Source organism: Neisseria sp. HMSC064E01, from assembly GCF_001808875.1.
Taxonomy (GTDB): domain Bacteria; phylum Pseudomonadota; class Gammaproteobacteria; order Burkholderiales; family Neisseriaceae; genus Neisseria; species Neisseria sicca_A.
The window spans coordinates 1-24,527 of sequence record NZ_KV794984.1 but is presented as its reverse complement, the minus strand read 5'-3'; the positions used below and the strand labels follow the sequence as shown (position 1 = coordinate 24,527).

17 protein-coding genes are annotated in these 24,527 nt (G+C 44.5%); 1 reads left to right on the top strand and 16 read right to left on the bottom strand.

Annotated features, from left to right (window positions below):
* Positions 1–258 precede the first annotated feature (258 nt).
* From HMPREF2572_RS12885 to tagF, 16 genes are all read right to left on the bottom strand, one after another.
* The gene (locus HMPREF2572_RS12885; RefSeq protein ID WP_070439780.1) at positions 259–1,395 is read right to left on the bottom strand and encodes a DUF2169 family type VI secretion system accessory protein; all 1,137 of its coding nucleotides are present in this window, start codon (positions 1,393–1,395) and stop codon (positions 259–261) included.
* Positions 1,396–1,407: 12 nt separating this feature from the next.
* Entirely contained in the window at positions 1,408–3,681 is a 2,274-nt protein-coding gene (gene tssI / locus HMPREF2572_RS12880; protein WP_070498979.1) for a type VI secretion system Vgr family protein, read from the bottom strand.
* A gap of 142 nt (positions 3,682–3,823) precedes the next feature.
* Complete coding sequence (tssM, locus tag HMPREF2572_RS12875) at positions 3,824–7,381, bottom strand: type VI secretion system membrane subunit TssM (RefSeq protein ID WP_070498978.1); 3,558 nt, start codon at positions 7,379–7,381, stop codon at positions 3,824–3,826.
* A gap of 31 nt (positions 7,382–7,412) precedes the next feature.
* Positions 7,413–8,678 (bottom strand): type VI secretion system protein TssL, long form, encoded by a 1,266-nt coding sequence (tssL, locus tag HMPREF2572_RS12870; protein ID WP_070498977.1) that lies wholly within the window; start codon positions 8,676–8,678, stop codon positions 7,413–7,415.
* Between the two features lie 24 nt (positions 8,679–8,702).
* On the bottom strand, positions 8,703–10,046 hold the full coding sequence (tssK, locus tag HMPREF2572_RS12865) for a type VI secretion system baseplate subunit TssK (protein WP_070498976.1): 1,344 nt from the start codon (positions 10,044–10,046) through the stop codon (positions 8,703–8,705).
* A 25-nt stretch (positions 10,047–10,071) separates the two neighbouring features.
* Positions 10,072–10,698, bottom strand: coding sequence for a type VI secretion system lipoprotein TssJ (tssJ, locus tag HMPREF2572_RS12860; protein ID WP_070498980.1), 627 nt, complete (start codon positions 10,696–10,698; stop codon positions 10,072–10,074).
* Between the two features lie 143 nt (positions 10,699–10,841).
* Positions 10,842–13,493, bottom strand: a complete 2,652-nt coding sequence (gene tssH, locus HMPREF2572_RS12855) for a type VI secretion system ATPase TssH (protein ID WP_070498975.1) — start codon at positions 13,491–13,493, stop codon at positions 10,842–10,844.
* Between the two features lie 89 nt (positions 13,494–13,582).
* A complete protein-coding gene (gene tssG / locus HMPREF2572_RS12850) occupies positions 13,583–14,623 on the bottom strand; it encodes a type VI secretion system baseplate subunit TssG (protein ID WP_070498974.1) in 1,041 nt (346 codons plus the stop codon).
* Positions 14,620–16,596 (bottom strand): type VI secretion system baseplate subunit TssF, encoded by a 1,977-nt coding sequence (locus tag HMPREF2572_RS12845; protein ID WP_070498973.1) that lies wholly within the window; start codon positions 16,594–16,596, stop codon positions 14,620–14,622. The genes tssG and HMPREF2572_RS12845 overlap by 4 nt, the downstream gene beginning before the upstream one ends.
* Positions 16,593–17,105, bottom strand: coding sequence for a type VI secretion system baseplate subunit TssE (gene tssE, locus HMPREF2572_RS12840; RefSeq protein ID WP_019272941.1), 513 nt, complete (start codon positions 17,103–17,105; stop codon positions 16,593–16,595). The genes HMPREF2572_RS12845 and tssE overlap by 4 nt, the downstream gene beginning before the upstream one ends.
* Positions 17,106–17,138: 33 nt before the next feature.
* Positions 17,139–17,954, bottom strand: coding sequence for a type VI secretion system accessory protein TagJ (locus HMPREF2572_RS12835; RefSeq protein WP_070498972.1), 816 nt, complete (start codon positions 17,952–17,954; stop codon positions 17,139–17,141).
* Positions 17,955–18,113: 159 nt separating this feature from the next.
* Positions 18,114–18,596 (bottom strand): Hcp family type VI secretion system effector, encoded by a 483-nt coding sequence (locus tag HMPREF2572_RS12830; RefSeq protein WP_003761730.1) that lies wholly within the window; start codon positions 18,594–18,596, stop codon positions 18,114–18,116.
* A gap of 87 nt (positions 18,597–18,683) precedes the next feature.
* Positions 18,684–20,183, bottom strand: a complete 1,500-nt coding sequence (gene tssC, locus HMPREF2572_RS12825; protein WP_003743368.1) for a type VI secretion system contractile sheath large subunit — start codon at positions 20,181–20,183, stop codon at positions 18,684–18,686.
* 33 nt (positions 20,184–20,216) lie between these two features.
* Positions 20,217–20,735: a type VI secretion system contractile sheath small subunit gene (tssB, locus tag HMPREF2572_RS12820; RefSeq protein WP_070498971.1), complete on the bottom strand. Its 519-nt coding sequence runs from the start codon at positions 20,733–20,735 to the stop codon at positions 20,217–20,219.
* 67 nt (positions 20,736–20,802) lie between these two features.
* Positions 20,803–21,870, bottom strand: coding sequence for a type VI secretion system protein TssA (gene tssA, locus HMPREF2572_RS12815; protein WP_070498970.1), 1,068 nt, complete (start codon positions 21,868–21,870; stop codon positions 20,803–20,805).
* Between the two features lie 4 nt (positions 21,871–21,874).
* A complete protein-coding gene (gene tagF, locus HMPREF2572_RS12810; RefSeq protein ID WP_070498969.1) occupies positions 21,875–22,426 on the bottom strand; it encodes a type VI secretion system-associated protein TagF in 552 nt (183 codons plus the stop codon).
* Between the two features lie 375 nt (positions 22,427–22,801).
* Here tagF and HMPREF2572_RS12805 point away from each other — a divergent pair.
* Positions 22,802–24,527 (top strand): DUF6531 domain-containing protein (locus HMPREF2572_RS12805; RefSeq protein WP_148132358.1); only part of this gene is annotated, 1,726 nt, incomplete at its 3' end.

The following is a 24,527-nucleotide window of genomic DNA, read 5'->3' as shown; positions in this document are numbered from 1 at the left end:
TTGCGGTTGAGGCGGACGTCTTTGGCGACGGTCTTGGCGTTGCCCAAGTCGGCGAAGAGCGGGAAGGGGATGGGCGGTGTGATAGGAGGAGCAGGAGGGGGCGCCCAGCAGAAATCGGGGAGGGTACAGATTACATAGAAGTCGCTGTCTTTACGGGCGATTTTATTGAATGCCATGGCGGCTTGCTCCTGTTGGGGATGGGGTCGTCTGAAAGGGGGATGAGTAAGGGTTTAGGGTTTCAGACGACCTATGTGTGGTTTATGCGTGTGCTGCCAAAGATGGCGGGATTGGGATAAATTCATCCTGCGAATCCCGACAGGCTTGGGCGGCCGCGATTTGATCTGCCCGTTCGTGTCGGGCGATGAATCTGAGCTGGCATGCCGCAATTTCCAGTTCCTCCGGAAAAGATGTGCGGTAGCTGCAATCAATGCGGCGTTGTTCTACATCGACGAGGATGGTGTCCAATACCATATCTTTGCACAATGACGAGTTGGTTGCCGTATGGGCGTGGACGAACACGGTTTCTACCGGCAAATCAACGGTAAATCGTTGGTTGGGTGCTTGGAAGGAATGCACCATGCCGGTAAAAGTCAGTTCGTAAATATGGTTGGGTTTCAGATGGGGAAGCTGCAGCGAGGGATGGGCGCCGTTCCAATAAGCCATAGAAAAATCTTCAGGCAGTAGCGGGGCACGGTTGGCTATCCATTGCGCATCGGCAGTGCCGGTATGTTTGGCTCGCAGTGCGAAATAACGGGGCATAAAGCCGAAGCCTTCAGGCGCGGCCTTATCGGACGGATCTCGCACGGGGTGTGCAGGGTCGTAGATTTGATGCGCTTTCAGCGTCCGCTTGAACCCGTTTTTTTTGAGTTCGGCCTTCGGATAGTAGCCGATACCGATGGCGTTCTGCTGATAGCCTGTGTGGTCGTCTTCGACTGCACTGCCACCAAAGGCAAACTCATAGCGGATAGGCAGGGAAAGGATGGGGTCGGGTTCGCTCAAAGACCATCCTGCCGCCTCCCGCACCCAGTAACGTTCCCCGGTAAGCGCCAGGCTTTTTTGGTAATCGCCGATTCTTACGGATACGGTAAATTGCCGAGAGGGAACGTCGTCGGGCGCATAGGCGGTGGCATTGACGACCAAGTCGGTTTTGGGCTTGTAGAGGCTGAAGTCGCTTTCAAACTGAGTCGAGGTTTGCGAGGGATCGCCGTAATAGGTATCGGCAAACGTGAGCGGCGTTTGCTTACGGGCAAACGCAAGCTCCGTTTTTCCTGTTTCCGGGTCAATTTCAAACTCGTAGCTGACTTTGGCGACGACTACATCATAAGCCCGATCTGTTTGGTCGATATTTTTAAACTGCTGCGTATGAAAGCAGGTAAAGTTCTGCAACTCAAACATGGCGTATCTTCTCTAGTTGATATCGACTTTTTTGCCGTCGATGTCCACTACTTTGGTGCCGACGATCTTGATCGTTTTGCTGACGATGCTGATTTTGTTTTTATCAATCAAAATCATGGAACTACCGACTTGTATGGTAATTTTCTTGCCTGCGGACAGGGTAATGTTTCGACCTGCGTTGAGGCCGATGTTCATACCGGCGTTGAGACCCATCACCAAGCCGACGCTATGCATTTCTGCACCGACAACATTGGTCATCCAGCCTGCACCGACGTTCAGCATATAACCGGCACCGATGTTCGTCATCTGTCCGATGCCGACATTGTTCATACCGTTCAGGCTGACGGTTTCCTGTTTGTTGCCGCCGATACTGCTGACTTCGTTGGCAACAACGGTCTTGTTGCGGTTGGCACCGACGGTCAGCGCTTGGTTTTTGCCGACAGCAACGTTCTGATCCTGTCCGACAGTCAACGCTTGGCTCTGTCCTATGCCTACTTTCTCGTTCAAACCAACAGAACGGCTGCGGTTTTTACCCACGTTGACGCTTTGGTCTTTACCTACGCTGGTGCTTTGGTTGTCACCCACACTAATGCTTTGGTTTTGGGTAATGCTGGAGGTCTCGTTTTGACCCACCGATTTTGTGCGGTTTTGGGTAATTGAAGCCGTTTCGTTTTTTTGGACGGTTTTCGCCCGATCGCCCACTACCGTAACCGTTTCGTTGTTGCCGATTGTGGTGGTGCGGTCGTTGTTGACGTTGCGGGTTTCATTATTTTTAACCAGCGAGGTCAGGTCTTTTTGCGCTTGGAAATTGACCATCTCGGAACCGGCAGTATCGTTGAACATCAGTTCATTGAAGTTGGCAAGCGGCGAATTAAAACTTTTACTTTTGATACCTGACTGCTTGGCCGCAGCGGGAAAGCCCCATGGTGGCGACATTGCGCTGTTATACAGGCGACCCAATACAATCGGTCGGTCGGCATCTCCGTTGATGAAGTCGACCAACACTTCTTCACCGATACGCGGGGTGTTGATAGAACCATATCCCGCACCGGCAGAACCTTGCGTTACCCGAACCCAGTTGGAGCTGTTTTCATCCATTTTGCCGTAGCGGTCCCAATGGAACTGGACTTTAATATCGCCATATTCGTTGGTATAAACCTCTTCTCCGGCAGGGCCTGTTACCGTCGCCGCTTGTGTGCCCAAAACTTTGGGTTTTGGCGTTTTAAGGGGAGGGCGGTATGGGTAGGATTTGGGTAATACGCGGAATGAAATTCTGAATTTGCCGATACGGTCGCCGGTAGTATAGCCGGCTTCTTCAAAATCATAATCTGCTTTCAGAATGGTGTATTCGGTATTGGATGACGAGTGCGGGTGCTTACTCAGGGTAAACGTATAACCCGGAGCCACCGTCAATGCAGTACCCGAACCGGTAATGATCTTGGTTTGGCTTTTCAGATCTTCACTGCGTACCTGACTGTAATTTTGCGCTTCGGAAACATCGCTAAAGCCGGTATAAAAATCATAATGTTCCATAGGAACAGAACTGAAATCGTGAATCGAATCAGAAGATTTCATCGGGACTTTGGCGTTTTTATAATTGTATTCCTGAGTCACGAACTGGCTGGATTTCAGGGCATCACGTTCCTCCCAAACATCGATATAGGCGATGTTTGGTGCGCCGGGCGCAGTATTTTTGGAATGGTAAGGAATATTAGGAGAAGGGATGGCTTCTAGAGTACCGACATCATCAGCGATAACCAGTTCGTGCGAACCGTTGCTGTGGGTAAAATAATAGTAAATGCCTTCCTGTTCAAACAGGCGGCTCAGGAAGTCAAAACTGTTTTCCTGATATTGGACACAAAAGCCCCTTGTACGATAGCTTTTTTGGCATTTTACTTGGAAGGGGAATCCGAACGGGGACAAGACTTCATTGGTAATATCCAGAACGGACTTGTCGACAAATACCCTGCTGTCCGTATTTTGGGTGAGATACCACATAAACGGACGGGCTGTGCAGGTGTAGGCATGATAGTCTTCTTCGTCTTCATCTTCACCGATATAGCCGAAGTCGGTAACCAAACCGTTCAGATAGCGCGGACTGCCTGCTTCTGTATCAATTTCCAACGTTATAGGCTGACCGATAATATCTTTGCCTTGTAAATTTGAATCTTTGGAAACTAAAGTGATATTAAACTCAAAAAGGTTTGAAACAAATTCGGTTCCAAGCATTTTTTTGAATAATAGTTGTGATCCCAAAGGTGTATGAGCAACGACTGTTCTATTCATTTCGGGAAATTCCTTGTTTACATTAAAAGCCAATTTCGCTTCAGTGTCAGATTTTCTATTTTTCAATCACACACAGGACTATGGCAGAAGCTTGTTGGAATATGTGATTTCAGACGACCTGCTTACATCCTTACTACGACCTTCAAACGCACTGAAAATTCCTTAATTTATTTAAATTAAAGGGGTTGAAGGCTGTGGAAGTAGTAAATTCAAGCACAACGTTTTTGCCTTGGATGTTGTATTCGACAACGGTAGTGTTTCCTGTTTGACGAATGATTTTTCCTTTTTCAATTAAGCGGAATATTGACCATGGTCCGGTTGAGCTGATGCCCGCACTATTGATTTGCGGAGAGGAAACATCGATTTTTGCCAAGGCATTTTCTTCTTTTGAAGGCCAGGTAAAGGTTGCAGGATTGACTGGACCATGACTGTATACATAGCTTTTTCCTGCATAAGAAACATTCACACTTTCCAAACTGGAATCAAGGATCAAGACTTTGACTGTAAAGTCAAAAGTAGGCGTTTCAGACCCTTTGTCAAAATATCCTTGTCGGATTGCTGCAATGTCATTCAGTTTGGAAAAACGGTCTTTAAATGCACTGTTTTTGGCCGTTAATGTTTCCAGTTTCTCTGAACGCGCCAATACGGCGGCCTCACCTGATAAATTGGTAAACTTGCTGTACATGCCGTTTGGACCAAATATGTTGGTGAAGCTTTCCAAGGCAACATTGTTTTCAGAACCTCTGTCAAAAGGGTAGCCCTGTTGGTGTATTTCTTGGCAACTGTTTGTTACGGTTGCCAACTGTTTTTCCAAGGTGGACATGATCTTTTCATCGACAATCTTGTCGGTGTTTTTCAAAATAATCTCAGAAAAGCTGTCTAACATTGGGCGGAAGGGCATAGGAAGCCGGTTTACTTCAGCTTTGTATTTCACAAACGGATCATCAGGAGGTAAATCAACCCCTTTTTCAACTGCAACATTAACAGCAACCAGATAAACGTACAGATCATTAATGGCTTCAGTAACGCTGTTAATAGCCGGAGGTTGATCGTTCGTGGTTTCAGTTAAGCTATGGAAATCTGCAAAAGCATCATCAACGGGAGTGGCCAGTTTTAAAGCAGATAATTCATTTTTTACATTAGCCTCTCCTTCAGCATCTAGGAGTTTTGACAGTCCTGCCCTATTCAACCAGTCGGCAATTTTACTGTCTGCTTTATCCGTTATCTTTTTATCAATGGTAAGCGTCGTATTGTCGCTGATACCTTTGATAATATTGACTAAAGGAGAATTTTTCTCTGATAGAAGCTTGGCAATCTGAATACTTTCTCGAGATGACTTGGGCGTAACCAATGACAAATCAGACAAATAGTTATTCCATGCCTTGATGTAATTGCCGAAATAAAGCTTTTGAGCATCTGAAAGAACAGAAGCTTTGCTTTGGCTTTGAGAAGCATAACTACCCAATACCCAGTTGTCTTCATTAAAAAACTGTTCTGCCGACTTGACCATAGTAGGTAAGACTTTGGTAATGTAAGCCTCTTTGGTATAAATGAAGTTAATCGGTTCTTTTAAAGCTCCGCCGGTTTTGCGACGAAACAATAAGTGGCTTTGCACGCCGCCCATACTTGAAAAAGAAACAGGTGTGATTCCTTCTTTGCCTGAAAGAGCAACTGTATTGATGGTATCTTCCAGTACCATGGTAGCAATATCTCTTTGGGCAATTTCTTGTCTGCGACGTTCAACTAATGCTTCATCATAGGGTACGCTAGGAGTAATACTTTGTTTAGAAAGAATCTGATTTAAAGCTTTCTCAACAGATTTTTTCTGTTGCTCGCTCATGCCTGAAGATTCTGCTTTAGACAAATTAGTCATTAGCCAGTTTTGCATAAAAGCGGCATCAAAATGTTCTTTGTCATACATCATCAGATAAGCTTTTAAAGCATTGTAACCATTGATGCCGTCTGAGCCGCTGGTTGTACGCAGAAGTTCATCTAATTTGAAGCTGATTAAAGGCATCACGTTGTCTTGCAGGATTCTTCGGTAGGCAGATTCCCCAACGTCTTCCATTTGCCCGCCTTGATAAAGACCCATATGATAGCTGAAGGGAGGAGAAGACAGATCGGGAATCTCTCTGCTGCGGGTCGTATCTTTGACATGTTCTGCAAATGTTACTGCTTTAAGCAGGTCGGGAGCTTCAGTGTATTTCTTCGCCTCTTGACCCAGTTTGGTTGCTTTATTGCCAACCTGCTCAAGATATGAGCGATTATTTGAATAACTGTTCAGCATCATGGCTAAGCAGGCGGCGACTATGGTGACAATAGCTCCAATTCCTAACCAATAGAGCATTTGTTTTTTGACAAACCAAGATTTATTTTCTCCCGCCAAGTTTGCTTCACTAAGGATGACATCAGAGAACAGCCTGTTCAGGAAAAAGCTTCGCTCGTTGTTTTGAGTTTTGGTTCGATCCGAATCCAAGTATTTTTTCGATAATTGGAAATCGTTTTGCAAGCCATCCAATATGGGATTGAAATGTTGTCCCGTTTGGGTGCCACTTGAGAAATAAACACCTCTCCACGAGATAGGTTGCTCAAATTTTGAAGATTTAGATAACTCTTTAAATAGAGAAAGTACCGCCTGATTAAGACGTTCAAATTCTTCAGGGAAAGCAAAAGCCGCTGCTTTATCTTCAGAAGATTCCAATTGATGGATGGTGCCCAACATAGAAGAGCGCAGTTTATCAACAACTTCCGATAAAGCATTGGAAGCAGTGGCAATTGGGGTTTTCATTCCTTCGGTATCAGAAAGAGAAATACCCAAATATTGGTTTCTTTGTTCTTCCGTCAGATGATCAAAGAATTTGTCAAAACCATGCAGCAAATCCAGTTTGGTTATCATAAGATAAACAGGGAAATGTATACCTAACTTGGTATGCATTTCGTGGATTCTTTTGCGAAGTTCTGCAGAAATTTCGGTAATATTGGTTTTACCGCCTAAAAGGTCGTCCACTCCTACGGTAACTACTACACCGTTGATAGGCTGTTTGGGACGGTAACGCTTCAGAAGGGATACAAATTCTTCCCAGTCGCTGGAGTCCTTATTGCTGTGGTTATCATGTAAAGACAATCTGCCTGCAGTATCGAGAAGTACGATTTCATCGGATAAAAACCAATCGCAATCGCGTGTCCCTGCCAAGCCGCTTACAGATGTTCCTAAAGTGCTTTCTAGAGGGAAGTTGAGACCAGAGCGTTTTAATGCTGTTGTTTTACCAGAACCGGCAGCACCTAAAACAACGTACCACGGCATTTGATAAAGATATTGCCCCTCTTCCAATCTTGCCAATAAACTATTTTTAGATCTGGAAAATTTAGCGTTTTTCAGTACTTTATCCATTTCAGCAAACTGACGGCTCATTGAGCTAACATCGCTTGCATTTTTCAAGATAGGTTCTTGCGCTGCGCGGATTTCCTTCAGTAAGGCAGCGTTTCGGCGTGACTCACGATATTGGCGAAATATAGCCTTAGCTAACCAAATACCGACAATAGCGGCACATACAGCAAGACGAATGGCCTTGCTTTCTAAGGGGCGAATTTCACCTATGGAAATCAGTGGGCCGATAAACCATACCAATATAATCAGACCGGCGATACCCAGCATTACCCATAAAGAACGGGAGCCTAGAAAATAAAGAATTTTTTTCATATTTGTTTTTCCGTATCAATCCAATTTCAGATTATTGATGTGTATTCACATCACTGCTTGGCTGAGTAGTTGAAGTATTGGTTTTTACTTCCACTGCGCTACCCAGTTTAGGGCCGGTTCCAGTTGTGAATAGGGTGATTTCAACCCTTCGGTTTTTGGCTCTATTTTCCAAAGTATCATTTGGCGCAACAGGATCGGTCGAGCCACGTCCTTCAGAACGAATACGTGTTCCACCATTTTTGATGTAATTCAATAAAATTTCTTTTACTGCATCTGCCCTAGCCTGCGAGAGATGCCAGTTAGATGGGAAGTTCAAGCTTTGAATAGGTTTATCGTCAGTATATCCAGTAACTACGATTTGTCCTTCTACGCTATCCAAAGCTTGGCTGACTCTAGCCAAGACAGGGTAATACTGGTCTTGGATTTGCGCTGAACCAGACTCAAAAAGACCATCACCCAAAATAGTAACAGTACTTCTATCTTGGAAGTCTTCCACAGAGACTAGTTTTCTAGCAATTTCATTTTCCAATAAAGGCCGTAACCGAATGGTGCCTTGTGTTTCTTGCTGTTTGGCTGTGACAGGAGGAAGTTTGAGATTGTTGACTTTTGTACTGGCGGCATCAAAATCATTACCTAAAGACCATTGCATAGCAAAGTAGCCTATTCCCAAGACAACAGCTCCTAAAACACCTACTACCCATAAAGGAATGGTAAGCCTCTGTTTTCGTTGGATGGTATTGGTAATAATTGGATTGTGTTTGAAAAGCTCAGCAGTTTGATCCGGCCGTTTGCTGTGAATTAAGGCAAGCAAATCTCTCTTAATCTTGTCGATTTCGAGTTCACCACTGTTTAATACTTGATATTTGCCTTTGTAGCCAAATTGCAAACATAAGTACATGAACTCTAATAAATCAATATTTTTATCCGGATCCTGCTTCAGATTTTGGATAATCTCAAAAAAACGCTCTCCGCCCCATGTTTCGTCATAGAAAGAGACTAACAGGCTGTTTTTGGACCAAGTTTCATCTGCCCAACCCGCACGAACAGCCAATTCATCTACGAATGTACATAGGCAGTATTTTGCGGCCTGAATAGCGTCGTACCTTGCTCCATTTTTTTCAGCATTTTCTTCAAAATTATTGATTAGTATGGAAAATTTGTTGATCAAACTGTCGGTAGACAATTGACTGGTAGTTTGCTGCATCGCATTGACTAAGATAAAAACCGGTTTGGCTGCCTCAATCAAAGGGTTATAAATATTTACGATGCTGTGTGCAGCATTATTCTGGTTATCCATAATGAAATTCCAAATTAAACCAAATTAACTTAAAGACTTAATTGCCCAAAATTCAACATCTAAATTCGGAAAATTACCGGCTAAATGGAAGGCCATGCCTGATGAAGTATCAAACATGTCCCACAACTCGTGCTTTTTGTCCAATTCAAAATAGACATAACCGCTGTGGTATGGCAATTCTCTTGGCGCCACAGATAAAGCGTGCACCCTGATTCCAGGGAGATGGTAAGCAACCAATTCTTTTACTTTTTCCACAGTACCTATTTTCACGACGCTTGGAATTTTTTGACGTAATGCTTCGTTTGGCATATCAGCTTTGATAGCAAGAACAAATGAAGCTTTATCCAGTAGGCTTTGATCTGGCGTTTGAGCAACACGAGTGGCTTCATCACGCATATCCAGCGGAATCCTAATCGCGCGTTGTTCAAGAACGATGGATAATGATTTACGCAGATTGAAAAATAACTTGCTAAAGCATGAGGCTAGGTCATTATGCTCATAGACAGGGATATCGCCTACTTTGCGAGAAGGCAGGAAGGTCATTAAATCAGCACATAGTTTGGATAAATTAATGAATAATTGTTCAGGGTGCGTTTGTCGGGCGCCTTCATTTTCATGATGTAAATATGCGAGATATCGATTAATGGTTTGAAGCATCATGAAGTCCATAACTTCAACAGAGCCACCGGTATTAGGATCGTTCACAGCATTAGCCAAGCTATTGCTTTTTTGCATCAATAAACCATAAATCTCTGAAATATAGGCTTTTAGGTGTTGTTGCTTTTGGCTTCCGAGGCAAGGCGGAATATATGATTCGTCTAGAATGATTTCAAAGTCCGCAGAGCTGGAACGGATGAGAGCAATGGGCAGGGCAGTTTGACCGCTGGTTAAGTCGTTTTCTAAAACCAACATTGGATTAAGATCTGCCAGTGTTACTTGACGACCATCTAATTCAGTATTTGTAGTGTCTGCTAGAGTTTTATTAAAGGCTTTGTAGCGACATGAGTCTGAGGAGTCCTGATTTGGAAAATAAATCTCATTATTTACAGAAGAAGGCAGAGTAACAGCTAGGCAGATTTTGGTGTCTTTAATATTTGCAGGAACTTTTAGACTCAAATTTTCGAGTTGTTTTTGAGAGAACAAAAATACAGAACCATCGGGGAAAACACCTTCTGCTTCATTAATCCCGATTACCCCTCGTTTGAGGCCGTCTGAATTTAATACCAGTGAAGAGAATCCCCAAAAATGACCCTCTTGAGAAACGGCTAATTGGCGTAGGCCGGATTCAAGATAACGTTCAAATTGCTGGAAATGCTGGGGGGTAATAAAGATACCCTCTGACCAGACTACTTTTGCTTCTATTGCCATTCCTTCATCCTTAATCTTTTAGTTATTATTTTTCTTCACGGAAAACGCCTTTGCTAAGGTCGCTGCCGTATTTGCGCGCTTTTCCATTTTCTTTAATTTTTTTATCGTCAGGGTGCCGCTCTTTATATTCCTTTAACATATCCTTCATTTCTGACTTTGATAATTGGGTTAATTTATTTTTGCCAACGTTTACATAGAAATAATGTTTACCAAATTGATACCATCGTTTCTTCTGCTTCAATAATACCAATTGCCATTGACTGTTATCCAAATCTCGATAACTTGCGACTACGCCTAGATATTTCAGGTGGGAATCCATTTTAATCGGCAATATGGTAACCGTATCAGGATGCAACATGAATTGGTTTTGCTGGATTAACTTCTCACCTAAATTTTCTTTGGCATTGTTGGTAAGTTCAAAATAGTTTGATTTTTTGAACTCCCCGTCAGAAGACAATTGATATAAATCCAGTCTGATAGGAGAAGGTTGACCAACTATATTAGGATTTGCATCAGGAGAAACTATGATTTGCACATCAATTTTTTCTCCGCTCTCATCAGATTCTTTAGGCGGTTTATGATCGGAAGCGCATGAGCTTACCATTAAGGATATCATTAAGAATGATATATATTTTATTAGTTGTTTATGCATCTTAATTGCCTTCAAGTCCATCAATATTGATTACGTCTGACAACAAATATTTCAATCAGTCATACAATATATGACTACTAGAGAAATAAATAGGTTCGTTATAATTAATTAGAAAGACTAAATTTTTTTAATATTTTCTAAAATTATAAAGTATTTTTCTTGCGGGGTTTATATTTATATTGATAAGTAAAGTCATGATTACTTGCATCAATATTTACGCTTAAAACTTGTTTACCTTGAGTTGCAGAAGTAAGCAGTTCACGACTGATTTGCGGTAGCACCGTATTGGTCAAGATTGCATCAATCATACGGCCACCTGACTCAACTTCTGTGCAGCGAGAAGTAATCAGTTTGAGTACTTCGGGCGTATAGTGCAGGTCGATACCGTGGTTATCTTTAATTCGATCTACGATACGGCCTAATTGCAATTCCACAATTTTTGAGAGCATATCGTCAGATAGCGGATAGTAAGGAATCACCTGCATACGGCCTAATAGCGCGGCAGGGAAAGTTTTCAACATAGGAGCACGTAAAGCTTTGGTTAAGCCTTCCGGAGTAGGCAGCATTTCAGGGTCGTCACACATATCCATAATCAAATCTGTACCCACATTGGTGGTCAGGATAATAATGGTGTTTTTGAAGTCGATATAACGGCCTTCTCCATCTTCCATCCAGCCTTTGTCAAATACCTGGAAGAAGATTTCGTGTACATCCGGATGTGCTTTCTCTACTTCATCAAGCAAGATGACGCTATAAGGTTTGCGTCGTACGGCTTCTGTCAGTACGCCGCCTTCACCATAACCGACATAGCCCGGAGGCGCGCCTTTCAGGGTGGATACGGTATGAGCTTCCTGATATTCACTCATATTGATGGTAATTACGTTTTGTTCACCGCCGTACAATGTATCAGCCAGAGCCAATGCTGTTTCGGTTTTGCCCACGCCGGAAGGACCTGCCAACATGAAAACACCGATAGGTTTGTTGGGGTTATCCAGATTCGCACGTGATGTTTGGATACGACGGGCGATTGCATCCAAACCGTGACGCTGACCAATGATGCGTTTGTTTAGAGTATCGGCAAGTTGCAAGACGGCCTCAACTTCGTCTTTCATCATTTTGCCAACTGGAATACCTGTCCAGTCAGCCACAACGTCGGCAACTGTACGGCTGTCCACTAATGGCATAACCAGCGGTTGGATGCCTTGCAGTTTTTTCAGTTTATTAACCAACTCTTTTTGGCGGGTGTACAGCTGCTTGGTTTCTTTCTCAGCCGTTTCTTCTTCCGCTTGCATGATTTGTTCGCGCACATCTAATAGTTCGGTAACCAAGTCTGTTTCAGATTTCCATCTGTCTTCTAATTTTTTCAGACGACCTTCAACTTCAGTCAGTTCTTTACCGATATTGGTTATCCGTGTTTCAGAATCGAAACTGAGTTTTTTCTCACGTTCCAAATTTGCTTGTTCAAGCTTTAATGCTTCGGATTTCTTGCGCAGAAACTCGATACTGCCGGGCACAGCATGCTGGCTGACTGCAACTCGCGCGCAGGCAGTATCAATCAAGCCGACAGCTTTGTCGGGAAGTTGGCGTGCAGGGATGTAGCGGTGGGAAAGTTTCACGGCTGCCTGAATTGCTTCATTGAGAATAATCACGTTATGGTGTTTTTCCAAAGAAGCATTCAATGCCCTAAGCATGTTGATGGCTTTGTTTTCATCAGGCTCATCCACTTGCACTACTTGGAAACGACGAGTTAAGGCAGGGTCTTTTTCAAAGTATTTTTTGTACTCTGCCCATGTTGTCGCGCCGATGGTACGGAGTTTGCCTCGGGCCAGTGCAGGTTTGAGCAGGTTGGCTGCATCGCCCGTGCCGGCTGCACCGCCTGCACCAATCAAGGTATGGATTTCGTCGATAAAGAGCACAATGGGAGTAGGGCTGGACTCCACTTCATCCATCACTGCTCTGAGACGTGATTCAAACTCTCCGCTGACGCTGGCACCTGCTTTAAGTAAACCGATATCCAGCAGGATTAATTGAACATCTTTCAATCCAGGCGGAACATCTCCGGCGGCCAAACGCAATGCCAATGCTTCGACGACGGCTGTCTTACCAACACCGGCTTCACCTGTCAGAATCGGATTGTTTTGACGGCGGCGCATCAGGATGTCGATCATTTGTCTGATTTCGGCATCGCGACCGGTAAGAGGATCTATTTCGCCATTCTTCGCCTTTTCAGTGAGGTTGCTGCCGTATTTGGCTAAGGCACTTTCTTTGTGGGTAGCGTTAGGCTCCGAAGATAACGCGTTTTGGGTAACATCGAGATTTTCTTCAGAGTTCGCAGTAATAGCGATGATATTGTTTGCCAATGTTTCAGGTTTGATTTTGAGGAACTCGGATGAAATATTGGCCACAATGCTCTGTAAAGTTTTATTTTCCAGAATGGTATAGAAAATGTGAGCAGTACGGATTTTGTCGGTGCCGAATTTGAGCGAACTATATGTCCAAGTTTGCTCAACAAGGGTTTGGATATGTTCTGAAAAATCGATGACGGCAGTCGAGCCGGCAGGAAGTTTTTCAACAGCTGTCAATACATCTTTGCGGACTCTAGCTTCGTCTAAATTAAAACTGTTGATCAGGCAGAAGATATCGGTCTTCTCGGTTTGCAACAGTGAATGAAGCCAGTGAACCAGCTCAACGTAGCTGTTTTCACGAAGACGGCAGAAGGTGTAGGCATTTTCCAGAGTTTTATACAAGGTGGTATTCAACTTGCCAAATAATACGCTGCGGCTGATGTTTGACATGATGTGTCCTTAATTGAGTTATTCCAAGTATGTCTAAAAATAGTTTGAAAGAAGCTTTTCCCAACAAAGGGGTCGTCTGAAAAAGCTGTTTAATGGTTGCTGACGATCAAGTCTTCGGCATCACGGGAAACATTTCCCAGCCAAGTTGTTAAGCCGAGTTGGGTTCGTCCGCCCAAGTCCATAAGCGGTACTTCTTTTTGCATTAAAACAGGCTGTATATCCCATTCATATTCATCTGCGGCAAACAGTCTTACCCACTCTCGTAAGCGGGCGGTGTTGATGCCGTCTTTAAAGAATGATCGGTAAGCGGGTAGGGTAAGTGGGCCAATGATGATGCGGAATTTACTTTGAACATCGTAAAGCTTGTCTCCCAGCAGCAAGCCATCTCCCAGCGTATAGTTACCCATGATGCCGATTTGCGTTTTTTCTTCCGCAACTTCAACCCAATATCCGACATTGGTTTGAATGGTAACGGGGACTTTGAAATAACGGTTAAGCAGTTGTTGAAGATTGGCTGCCGACCGACTCTGTTTCATCAGCAGACCGGCAAAATAACGTTTGGCGAATTCGTGGATTAAGCCTTTATTATGTATGGCTGGTGTATCAAGCCCGTTAAAGCTGGCGATATATTTCCCAAAACGGTCTTCAGCATTTTTGTCTAAAGAAGTAATGCTTTGAGCGTTGGCCCATGCCCGATAGAACAAGACTGCCAAACGGTGTTGCAACATATTGGCAAAACCGGTCCATGCTCGGTCGCCGTGTTGGTGTTGGCGCTCATAGGCATATTCGGTCAAATGCAAGGGCAGGGGACCTGATGGTCCGAACAAACCGAATCCGTTGATGGAAATTTCCACATAACGCGGCGATAGGGCAACCGATTGGATGTTTCGAGGAGCAAAAATAAGCGATGGCTCTTGGCGAATCCTTATTTTTTCCATTTTCGGGCTGACGGCTTTGCCCAATAATTTCCCGCCGGTAACAAATTTGACGGACTCAAGCTGGCGCAAGAGTGAAAAATAATCGTATTTATAGGGCTGGGAGGCGACTTTATTTAAAAAGCCCGTCAGTTTTTCATCCCATGTATCGTCCAATGCGTCGCCAAAATCTGTTTGAGCGTTAACCGGACTCATACGATTACCCTCTCTCCAACAGCAGTCGGCCAAGTAGCCATATGTCCTTGTTGGAGCGTGTCAATTTGAAGCTGTATGAATGAGTTAATCGACACCAAACGTTGGAAGTAATGGTTCAAAACCGAGCCGAACAGGAAGGGATGGATACCGCCCAATTGCGCTTCATCCAGCGTAACCGTGATTTTGATGCCTCGAACAGGCGCTGCAACTCCGTAATGACGGACCACCTTGTTTACAATGGAAGTCTCAATGCGTGTGATCGACTCAATCTGTTTTTTCAGCAAATCATTTTCAGAAGAAACAAACACCATTAAAAGCTCTTTTAAGGTCACGGGCGCATCTTCTTGGTCGATATTTAATAATGACAGATAGTTCAAACTTAATTGGTTTAAAAACGACCAAAGTGTCCGATCCTCACTCACAGCAGCTTGAGGACGTGTTAACTTAGAAATCAGCTTAATAGAGTTAACCGGCAGGAAACCTTCAATCAGGAAATCGGACTTTCCGTCACGCGGCATCATCAGCGGTAAATCCCTGCTGGTACACCAGGCATTTACGGAAAGATGCTGTATGCCGGAATTGAAAGCGTATTCCCGATTGTCGGCCAGAGACAAAAACACTTCGCTGCCCAAGTAGGAAGAACGGAAGCCATTTTTGACAGAATTTTCCGATGGGACTCTGTCTGCACGCCGTACTGAAAAATAAGCATGTTGAGTTTGGGCTTCGGGGAAGAGTCCCATATCCGGCGCTTTGTACATCGGCGAAAATGCAACGGTTTGGCGGTTGTTGGTGTTGAAGCCTTTTACTTGTTCGATGGCGTAGACTTCATAATTCAAAGGCTGCGTACGGTCGATGATGACGTGGTGTTCCTGGTCTTGGATATTTACAGGGAAGCGGGAGCTTTTTTTTCTGAAAAGGTTTACCACAGGCACCGCATTGACGGAAAAATCCTCTACACCGATCAATTCTGTCAATTCAGGTATTTTGTTGCTGAATAAAAATGAAAGGCTGAAATAGCGTTTGCGGTAGGTAATGATTTTTTTATTGACGCCCTTATCGTTTACGATTTCTTCCAAATGTTCGGGTACTTTGGGTAAATGTCCGTCATTCTCAGCCTGATGGACAGCCTGTTTGATATCTTTTTGAGCGATAAACAGGAATTTTTCCGGCAGACGAGCGTATTCCTGCATAATCCTGAATGCACTGACGGATTTGTCCAAATTAAACGATAAGGCTTCATCTTCCCGAAATCCCCGATGTTCCGGTTTGGAGGACAACGGGTAATACCATTGTTTGGGATTTTCATAACTATGGCAAACGACGCCTACGCATTCAGAGGCCAGCAAAAACAGCAGTGCAGATGACTTAGAAAGTTCCGTACCTAAAAACACAGATAATTCATCAGGCAACATTTCCGAACATGCGCCCGGTACGCTGAGCGAGAAGTCCAAACGCAAAGCAGATTGCACTTTTTTTCCGGAAGATGGTTTGAGCGCGGGAAGCGTACTTGGTAAATAGCCGAGCGAATCGGTATATTTGGCTTTTTCTATGCGTAAAGGTAGGATTTCAGTGGTTTTGGTTACGGAAAACGGGCAACTTACCTTGAATTCATCGATGGGTAATGAGCGCAATACTCTGCCACGTTCAAGCAGATTGATCACGTCGGCGTTGTATTGACCGGTAGGTTCCAAATTGACAATAGCTGCCGCCGGTTTCTGATTGATGAAGTCAGGGTAAACGACTTCTAAGATTCTTTGTACGAAACGGGGATATTCCGCATCCAGCTTGAGCTGAGTGCGTGCAGTGAGAAAGCTGATACCTTCCAATAGCCTTTCGACATAAGGGTCGGGGATGTCGGTTGTATCCAGTGCCAATCGGGAGGCGATTTTAGGATATTGCTGTGCAAATTCCCTGCCCATTTCCTTCAGGAAGGTCAGTTCTTTATTGTAGTAAGACAATAATTTGTTATTCAAGACCTATTTCCCCCATCTAATAAGTCAAACAACCCTGTCTCAACATCCATACTGGTTCGCAGCAGGAACTCTTTGGGATAAGGATTGAGTTTCAGGTAACCTTTGATTTCAATAATGAGTTTGTTGTGTAAAGCATCGTCATCATCGTCTACGGTATTCACGATAACTTGCAGGGTTTTGCTTTCGAGACGTGGTTCGAAGTCGATGATGGCCTGTTTGATATTTTGTTCTACGTCCTGCCATTCTATGTCGGAGAAATTTACTCCTGACAGAGGCGGAATGCCGTAATTTAGTGTGGACGAGCGCACATTGACAGGCAGATCTTTCTCCATGCTTTCCGCTTGCATATTGCATGTATTCAGTAAGTAAAGAATATCGCGCAGAACAGCCTGCCGATATTGATCAAGATTGATGACCTGATCTGGGCGTGCTTCTTTTTTTTTGCGCGGCTCTTCATCTGTCAGTCTGTCAAACAAAGAAGGCAGCAGTTGGTTTCTGAATTGCGACATGATTAGTTGCGCTGGTCTGAGGATAGATAGGGTTTAGCGTTGTTGTCCAAATTTAATATTTTTAATATCCAAAAGACCAAAATCATGGCTGTCGGTATACAGGGTTTTTTGACCCATGCCTGTAAAGAGCTGTTCGGCTACTTCTATCCAGTCTGTTTGCGAACAGTTCATCAACATGTCCGACCATTCGGTTTCTGCGTCCGGCAAAACGGCATAGCGGGCAGGACTGGTACATTGGATACATTCGCCGTCGGTAAATTTGATTTCAGACGACCTCCAGATGATGTCGAGCAACGAGCTGGGTGCTTTGAAAGCTATACTTTCAATAGAGTCCCAAGTTTGCCAATAGTAGTGGCCTTGATAGAAGAATTCATAAACAAAAGCAGTACGTACGTCGCCGTCCATAATCCAGTTGCTGTCGGTTTCGGCAACCGATTTATCTGCCAGAAGATAAGTGATGTGCGCCGACGTACCGTCGATACAGTCGGATAAGGCTTCGTAGTCGGCAGTGAGGGCAGAGCTTTTTTTCTCTGCAACATGAGCAACTAAAGAGAGTTGTTTTTGAAGAATATCGAGTTTGCTTGCGTGCTGTTCCAGAGTTTTGGGTTTTTGCTGTGTTTCCAAGACTGCTTGACGACGCATTTCGGCAGAAATATTTTCAATAAGGTAGAGCATCAGGGGCTTTTGTGTATCGGGAAACAGTTTTTGGTATTGTCCGATTTGCTTTAAAGCCTGTTCCCATTTGGCACTCAGACAGAGATATTGAATCAATGCCAAACGATGTTCCTGATTGTCAGGATTTGAACGTACAAGCTCAATCATGTCCGTTAATTTAGTTTTCAAATCCATCTCAGCAACTCCTTATTTATTTGTATAAAGTGTGTAATAGTCGAAACCCGATTAACTTTTCAGGAGGAAAGAGGTCGTCTGAAAAGCAAATTTATTGTAATAAAGCCTGACTTAAAACGCCTTTTAAGCCAGGCTTCTGCAGTTAAATGCGCATAGTGGTTATGCGGATTTGTTTTCTTTGATGTTGAAGGCCATTTGAACTTCAGCGCCTTTAGAACCTTTATCGGTTTGTTCCCAATATTGGTTTTTCACTTTCGCAGCTTGGAATGAGTAACGCATTTTCAGCGCATCGTTGTCTTGTACACCGATGAATTTCACGCCGGTTACCAAGACATCTTCCAAAGTAGTGCGAGAATATTCGATCTGTTCGCCACCGGCTTTGCATACGGAAATTTCTACTTTGCTCAAGTGTTGGCCGGTAGCACAGTTTTTCAGAATGGTCGGAGCGGCTTTGTCAATAGCGGCAACTACGGTCAAGTCATTGAAATTGACTTTACCGGCACCACCGCCACCACCGCTGGTCATCGAACCGGGTTGCTCGGCACCCCAGTCAAAACTTTCGATGTTGGTCCAGTCTTTGTGGTTGGAATCTTTTGATTCGCCGTTAACACCTTCAACTTTCATGAACATATCAATAGCCATGTTTTTACTCTCCTTGTTAAAAGGTTAAAAAAATAAGGGATTTAACAACAGGGCATGAGTATGCCCACCTAAATAAACCAAACCCGACTATTCCTGTTTAGCCGAAGGCAGTTTGGAAACTAAGCGTAATGAAACGGTAAGTCCTTCGAGTTGGTAGTGCGGACGCAGGAAGAATTTGGAAGTGTAATATCCGGGATTGTCTTCAACTTCTTCCACAACCACTTCAGCAGCGGCCAACGGTTTACGGGCTTTTGTTTCTTGAGTGGAGTTAATCGGGTCTCCATCTACATAATTCATAATCCATTCGTTTAACCAGCGTTCCATGTCTTCACGCTCGCGGAACGAACCGACTTTGTCGCGTACGATACATTTCAGATAGTGCGCGAAACGACAGCACGCAAACAGGTAAGGCAGACGCGCAGACAAACGGGCATTAGCGGTAGCATCAGGATCATAATATTCAGACGGTTTATGCAGCGATTGAGCACCAATAAACGCGGCCAAGTCGGTATTTTTACGGTGAATCAACGGCATGAATCCCAATGCTGCCAATTCGGCCTCGCGGCGGTCGCTGATGGCGATTTCGGTTGGACATTTCATATCCACGCCTCCGTCATCCGTCGGGAATGTGTGGCAGGGAAGGTTTTCAACGATACCGCCGGATTCCACGCCGCGGATTGAGGTACACCAACCATAATATTTGAATGAACGGTTAATATTTACCGCCATTGCATAAGCCGCATTGGCCCATGTGTATTTGTTGTGATCCGCGCCTTCAGTTTCTTCTTCGAAGTCAAACTCATCGACAGGATTTGTCGTGGCACCGTAAGGCAGACGGGACAAGAAACGTGGCAGGGCCAAACCGATATAACGCGAATCTTCGGAATCACGTAGGCTGCGCCATGGGGCGTATTCAGCATTTTGGAAGATTTTGCTTAGATCACGAGGATTGGCCAATTCTTGCCAAGACTCCATTTGCATTAATTTGGGCGATGCGCCGGCAATAAACGGACAGTGTGCGGCTGCAGCAATTTTTTCAAGACTATTGAGCATTTCTACATCGGGTGCAGAGTGGTCAAAATAGTAATCGCCAATCAAACAGCCAAAAGGTTCGCCACCAAATTGACCATATTCTTCTTCATAAATGCGTTTGAATAGAGGGCTTTGGTCCCAAGCGGTGCCTTTGAAGCGTTTTAAGTTGCGGGCAACTTCTTTTTTAGAAATGGGCAATACTTTGATCTTCAACAAAGTATCAGTTTCGGTATTGGTAACCAAATGATGCAAACCGCGCCATTCGCCTTCCAGCTTTTGGAAATCTTCATGATGCAGAATCAGATTAATCTGTTCGGAGAGTTTTCTGTCGAGTTCAGCAATAATTGCTTCGATAGTTTGATAAGTGTCGTCTGAAATAGTAATGGCATTTTGCAAGGCCTGTTGGGCAAGGGTTGCCACAGCATTATTTACAGCGCTTTTAGCTTCTTCAGTTTTGGGTTTGAATTCTTTTTGCAGCAGCTGTTCAAATTCATTCGCGGCGAATACGCTTTTCGCGCCGCTATCCCCTTGGATATCTAATTGCTTTTCAGTCATGATTCACGCTCACTTTATTGATTTCATCTGAAATTACTGCTCGTCTTTGGAAGTCGCTTTAGGCGCAGCTGCGAGGCTTTTCAGCAGCTCGCTGTCTCCCAAGACTTTTCCGATTAATTCTTCAGCACCACTCTTACCATCCATATATGAAAGCAGGTTGGCAAGCTCTGTGCGCGCTTGTAGGAGTTCATTTAAAGGACCTACTTTTTTGGCGATTGCTGCCGGAGAGAAATCATCCATGCTTTCCAATTCAAGCTCTACATTCAGATTGCCTTCACCAGTAAGCGTGTTTTTTACATTGAATGCTACACGGGGTTTGAGGGCTTTCATACGCTCATCGAAATTATCTACGTCAATTTCCAAAAATTTGCGTTCGGCCAATTCGGGCAGTGGCTCCACAGGTTTGCCTACCAAATCCGCCATCACGCCCATAACGAATGGAAGCTCAATTTTTTTCTCAGAACCGTAAAGTTCTACATCGTATTCAATCTGTACGCGAGGAGCCCGGTTGCGGGCAATAAATTTTTGTCCGGATGATTTGTTTCGTGACATATTCAATGACCTTTAAATGATAAAAGTTGTTTATTTAAACGAACTTTAATATTGCGGATAGACTACCTTATTCGTTGGAAGTTCCCGTTTCTTCGTCCGGCTTGCCAATCAAAACTTCCAGGTTGGCAATGCTTTCAGGACTAATATCTTTCATGATGTCGTAGAAGTTCATATTCATTTGTCGCTGTACCCTACGGATAAATAGTGGGGCAGGGTGGCTGGGTTCCAGCGTTTCAAAGTAGATGCAGATTTTTTCCAAAGCCAAATCGACATCAGCCCGATTTTTGATATTCAGACGACGCCAGGCATCCGCTTCTTGAAGGGTAGATTGCTCTTGAGCAACGGTCGAAACGGGCGTTTCAGCGGGTTGTTCTGTTTGTTCCACCTGTTGCAGCTGCGGGGTACTTCCATCGTTGTAATTGATGGCTTTGTGAATGAGGGTGAGCGGCTTTTGAATCACTTCAAAATTGAGTGAATGTTCGTCTTGCAGCTGTGTTGAGAAAGTGTTTTGAATATCTTTCAGATAATCCAATGCTTGGATTAAGGCAATCAATTCCGGTTTGCCGGTATCGGCACTTACCCTGATGTCGAGCATCAATCGCTCTTTACCACCCGGATAGCTTTGCGGATCATTGCCTTGCAAGACAGAAACTGCTTCTTTGACGGTAATAGGCTGTTGGGTCAGTCCGTTTACTAATAATTTGGCTGAAAATACTTCTTTGGCGATGCCATCAAGTGTCGTGAATGCACTTAATGCATTGATTCGATAAAACGGGTCGGGTTCGCCGTCCTCATCTTCGAGTTTGGGATATAGGGATTTCCAATATAAATCCACATTGGTTTTGATGGCTTCGCAGCCGGCGCAAAAGCCAACCAGTCCGTGTTTTGCGGTAAGAGCCTGTGTGTAATAGGCTAAAACATGAAGGTCTTTCGATTCAGCCAGCAATTGATTGCACAGCTTCTCTACTGTTGCCCAATCAGGCTCTTCAGCAGGGATGATGGTATCGCCATATTGTCTTTCCGGTTTCCCTTCGGCAGCGCTTTGAAGCTCTAAAAAGCGGCTGTCGTATTCAATATTTACCCCTTCAGGGGTGTCGGCAGAAATTGGTTCAGCCCATAGGGGAAATGTACTCATCTACTTATAATCCAAATATTTTATTAAACAGAGAGCACGTTGGCTCTCCGTCTCTTTCTATATGGTTACCACTTTCGCATTCCATCCAAAAGCTACCGATGTTATCTGTTTTGGATAAAAAAAAGAGGAAAGATTCAGATAGTGGATTGGTAGGTTTGTGAATTGTATCTAAGCAATCTTTTAAAACACATTTGCCATTAGTCAATGTTTGGTTAAAGAAATCTATATTTTTGTAAAAAAAATTAATAGATTTTAACTGTTCGGAAGGGGTGTAAGGCTTTTGAAATAATACAAAGGGATATTGTCGACCCGATTGATCTGAGCTAAGGGCGGTTATACCAATATAGGTAATATTATCAGGAAGTTTAATACAAAACAGCCAAATACGAGATGCGAAAAGCGCCTTTCGGGTAAATGGAATTAGCTTATCTTGGTGGGTGCAACGACCAAACCATCCATCCCAAAAATTTTTATCGTTAGCTTGGAGATTTTCAGAAACAATAAAATCACGAGATTGATTTAGCTTTCCGAAAAAGTAGGTTTCTATTTGCTGCATAAATAACAATCACGTAATGTAAAATTAGCAAAATATAAAGTTACTTAAGGTATTGATTATGCCTTTGCCTCAAACATATCCAGTATGGCTTCTATATATACTTTACCATAATTTTGGTTTATGTATTAATATATTTTTTTATCTATTAAAAGAATAAGTAAGAAAAATTTTTATGACTTAAGTATATTTACGGAACATTTATTGTTATTTTTGTGTCTCAAGATACAATGTATTTACAGTTTGTTATTTGTTATAATTTTGTCGTAATGCTATTTCGAAACAGTCAGAACTATTTTGACTTAGCGTCTTAAGTCTATAAATATCTTAAGTTTTTCATTTCAAAAGCAATAGAATCTCGACGGAGGGAGTAAGCGCATGGCCTCTTTCGGTAACACTTTCGGTGTTCTCATTCCTAAACCAGCCGCACCAGCCATGGTGTCTCAAGGCTCTGCCAATCCACCCGAGCCGCTGACCAATGCCGCAGGGCCGGTGGATGTGATAGAAATGGTTGCCGATGTTGCTTCCACTGCCCTTTCCATAGTTGCGCCTGATTCTGCTGCAGCTGATGCAGCTGATGCCATATCCGAACTGGTTTCCCTTGCGTCCATGATACCCGGTCAGCCAGGACCCAAGCCCCCTTCCCGTAAAATGGTCAGTGGTTTTAGCGGTGGCATGGGTATGGGGTTTGATGGTGGGATAGTTACCTCGGGTCATGGTCACTGTATTCCTTGTAAGGTAGCTGCTGCTATCGGTAACCCTGTAAATGCCGTACTTGGTATCAAAGTCCTATTTGATGATACCGAGACCGACTTTGCCTTCGATTCCCCGCTTCCCCTTGTTTGGCAGCGCAGCTACTATTCCGACCAAATAGGAAATGGCTGGCTGGGACAAGGTTGGTCGCTGCCGTTTTCCATGCGTCTTGTCCGTACTATCGACGGATTCCTTTATATTGATGAACAGGGCAGGGAAATTCCGTTGCCGGATATCAGCGCCGAAGCGGACGAGCCTTATTCCGCAGCCGACGAAGATGAAGACGATTTATATGAAGAAGAGGCTGCCCCAAAACCTGCTTCCGCCGAAGAAGATCCCTACGGATTGGATGATGCCTATTTCGATCCTTACGAACAAATCTTCTTTTCTCAGATTTCAGACGACCTCTACCAAATTGCCTCCCCCGACGGCGGCGCACGGCTGCTGTTTGCCGAAGTTGATTCCGGCTGCGGCATTTACCAACTGGTCGCCCAGCTCGACCGCAACGGTCGCCATATCCGCCTCTGCTACGACGACAACGGGCTGCCGCACAGCATTTACGACGGCAGCGGCCGACACTTCCAACCCGTATTCTCCTCCATCCGTCTGAATGACAACGATCCTGACTTCGACCCTGCCGGGGAACGGGACGTCTTCGTTTCCGAAGACGAGCGTTTCTACGTCAACCGCCTTACTTCCGTCACCTTCAACGGCAAGGAACTGGTGCGCTACGACTACGACGGCTACGGCGATTTGACCGCCGTTTACGGACGCGACGGCAAAAAACTGCGCGGTTTCGCCTACCGCAACCACATCATGGTCGAACACAGTCAGCCCGACGGACTGGTGTCCCGCTACGAATACGACCGTTACGACACCGACGGCAAAGTGCTCAGAAGCAGCAACAACCTCGGTGAAGAATGGACGTTCGACTACCGCAAAGACCATACCGTCGTTACCGACGCATTGGGACGGACGGAAGTGTACGGTTTCGACGAAAACCGCGAACTTATCTACCGCATCGACGCCGACGGACAGCGCAGCGACAGCGAACGCGACAGCTACGGCCGCATTACCGTAGAACGCGACCCCCTCGGACGCGAAACCCGCTATCTCTACGATACCGAAGGCAACGTCATCGCCATCACCGCGCCGGACGGCAGCAGCACCCAAATCGACTACCACGAAACCCTCAATCTGCCGGTTGCCGTTAACGATCCCGCAGGCAGGATTACCGCCTACGATTACGACGGACGCGGCAACCTCATCAGCATCACCGACCCCGCCGGTTACACCACCCGCTACGGCTACAACGCCCGATGGCTGCCCGAAACCATTACCGACGCCTTAG

Excerpts from the sequence above, each read along its gene's own strand:
- tssM (WP_070498978.1), bottom strand. The coding sequence starts at position 7,381 with ATGAAAAAAATTCTTTATTTTCTAGGCTCCCGTTCTTTATGGGTAATG.
- tssI (WP_070498979.1), bottom strand. The coding sequence starts at position 3,681 with ATGAATAGAACAGTCGTTGCTCATACACCTTTGGGATCACAACTATTA.
- HMPREF2572_RS12830 (WP_003761730.1), bottom strand. The coding sequence starts at position 18,596 with ATGGCTATTGATATGTTCATGAAAGTTGAAGGTGTTAACGGCGAATCA.
- HMPREF2572_RS12885 (WP_070439780.1), bottom strand. The coding sequence starts at position 1,395 with ATGTTTGAGTTGCAGAACTTTACCTGCTTTCATACGCAGCAGTTTAAA.
- tssB (WP_070498971.1), bottom strand. The coding sequence starts at position 20,735 with ATGTCACGAAACAAATCATCCGGACAAAAATTTATTGCCCGCAACCGG.
- tssL (WP_070498977.1), bottom strand. The coding sequence starts at position 8,678 with ATGGATAACCAGAATAATGCTGCACACAGCATCGTAAATATTTATAAC.
- tssK (WP_070498976.1), bottom strand. The coding sequence starts at position 10,046 with ATGGCAATAGAAGCAAAAGTAGTCTGGTCAGAGGGTATCTTTATTACC.
- tssH (WP_070498975.1), bottom strand. The coding sequence starts at position 13,493 with ATGTCAAACATCAGCCGCAGCGTATTATTTGGCAAGTTGAATACCACC.
- tagF (WP_070498969.1), bottom strand. The coding sequence starts at position 22,426 with ATGCAGCAAATAGAAACCTACTTTTTCGGAAAGCTAAATCAATCTCGT.
- tssC (WP_003743368.1), bottom strand. The coding sequence starts at position 20,183 with ATGACTGAAAAGCAATTAGATATCCAAGGGGATAGCGGCGCGAAAAGC.
- tssG (WP_070498974.1), bottom strand. The coding sequence starts at position 14,623 with ATGAGTCCGGTTAACGCTCAAACAGATTTTGGCGACGCATTGGACGAT.
- tssA (WP_070498970.1), bottom strand. The coding sequence starts at position 21,870 with ATGAGTACATTTCCCCTATGGGCTGAACCAATTTCTGCCGACACCCCT.
- HMPREF2572_RS12835 (WP_070498972.1), bottom strand. The coding sequence starts at position 17,954 with ATGGATTTGAAAACTAAATTAACGGACATGATTGAGCTTGTACGTTCA.
- tssJ (WP_070498980.1), bottom strand. The coding sequence starts at position 10,698 with ATGCATAAACAACTAATAAAATATATATCATTCTTAATGATATCCTTA.
- tssE (WP_019272941.1), bottom strand. The coding sequence starts at position 17,105 with ATGTCGCAATTCAGAAACCAACTGCTGCCTTCTTTGTTTGACAGACTG.